General features: G+C 71.7%; 1 protein-coding gene. It reads right to left on the reverse strand.

The genetic code is table 11. From position 1 onward, the window contains the following. Positions 1-1,774, reverse strand: a 1,774-nt coding sequence (locus tag NCC78_RS31475; RefSeq protein WP_250799078.1) for a condensation domain-containing protein, incomplete at its 3' end; no start/stop codon positions are given. Positions 1,775-1,824: the final 50 nt, after the last annotated feature.

Consider the following 1,824-nt stretch of genomic DNA (forward strand, 5'->3'; position numbering starts at 1 on the left):
GGTGCCCGGGGATGTTGGCCACCGAGAGGGTGAACTCGTTGGCGCTGTCCCCCGCCCCGGCGCGGACGTCCACCCGCCCGGTGTCGACCTGGTGGAAGTCCTGGTAGCGGAACATGATGTCGAACAGGCGCCGCCCGCCGGCCTGCCGTTGGATCGACGGCAGCGGGAAGCGGCGGTGCGCGTACACCTCGGCCTCCCGGTCGAAGACCTGTCGGAGCAGTTCCCGCCAGGTGCGGGCGGTGACGTCGTGGGCGAAGGGCAGGGTGTTCAGGTACATGCCGTAGACCCGTTCCGCGCCGGGGGCCTCCGGTCGGGCGCTGTACAGCACGCCGGTGTGGAAGCGCGTCTCGTTGGTGGCGGTGCTGAGCACCTTGAGGTGCGCGGCGAGCAGCACCGTCTTGAACGAGGTGCCGGTGTCGCGGGCCAGCTCGCGCAGCCGGTCCTCGATGTCGCGGAAGAAGACCGGCAGCTTGACGTCCTCCCGGGTGGCGTCGGGCCCGTCGCCCCAGTGCGGGGGGAGCGCGCAGACCGCGTGGGTGTCGACGATCCGCTGCCAGTAGGCGCAGTCGTCGGCGGAGCCGAGGGAGGCCAGTTCGGCGGCGACGAAGTCGGCGTACCGGACGGGGGTCGGGGGCTGCGGCTCGGGTTCGCCGCCGTCGGCGTACCGGCGGTAGAGGTCGAGCACCTCCATCAGCAGGGACTGCTGGCTCCATCCCTCCGTGATGGCGTGGCAGTGGGTGAAGCCGAGGTGCCAGGCGGTGCTCTCCACCAGGGCGGCGACCCGCAGCAGCGGGGGCCGAGCCAGGTCGAACAACCGGGCACGCTCGGCGGCGATGTGGTCGCGGCGGGCCTGCTCGAAGCCGTCGGCGTCGAGGTCACGCAGGTCCCGCACCGTCACCGGCAGCTCCGCGTGCGGGTGCACCAACTGCATCGGCACGCCGAAGCCGTCCAGGTCGAACGATGTACGCAGCATCTCGTGCCGCGCCACCACCGTCGCCGCCGCCCGCCGCAGGGCCGCCTCGTCGAATGGACGACCGTCTGCGATGCGGAACGTCGCGGTGTTGTGGTACCGGTTCACCGACGCGTCCGCCAGCATCTCCACCAGCATCCCCAACTGCACCTGTGACAGCGGATACGCGTCGGTCACCCCCTCGGGCAGCCGCGCCCGATCCTCGGCTGAGATCAACGCGAAGGGCGCCACCGCGGTTTCGTCCACCGTGGACCCTTCGTCGAGCTCCGCCGCCAGGGCGGCCACCGTCCGGTGGGTGAAAACATCCCGGACGCCGACCTGGAAACCCTCGGCCCGCAACGCACCGACCAGGGCGATCGCCCGGATCGAGTGCCCACCCACGTCGAAGAAGCTGTCCTCCACACTCACCCGCTCCAGGCCGAGCACCTGACACCACACCGCCGCGATCCGCTCCTCCACCGCCGTACGCGGGGCCACGTGGGCCCGGCCGGTGGCGGCGTCGTCGGGGGCGGGCAGGGCGCGACGGTCGAGCTTGCCGTTGGCGTTCAACGGAATGTGCTCCATCGGCACGAGCACCGACGGGACCATGTACTCCGGCAGCCGGGCCGCGAGCCGGTCGCCGAGGTCGGCCGGAACCTCACCGACCACATAGGCGATCAGCCGGACCTTGCCCGGCTCGCCGTCGGCGACCACCGCGGCGTCGCGGACGCCGGGCAGCTCCCGCAACGCGGAGCGGATCTCACCCAGCTCGATGCGGTAGCCACGCACCTTCACCTGATCGTCGACCCGGCCGAGGAACTCCACGTTCCCGTCCGCCGACCACCGCGCCAGATCCCCGGTCCGATACAACCGGG

The organism is Micromonospora phytophila (assembly GCF_023656545.1).
GTDB lineage: Bacteria > Actinomycetota > Actinomycetes > Mycobacteriales > Micromonosporaceae > Micromonospora > Micromonospora phytophila.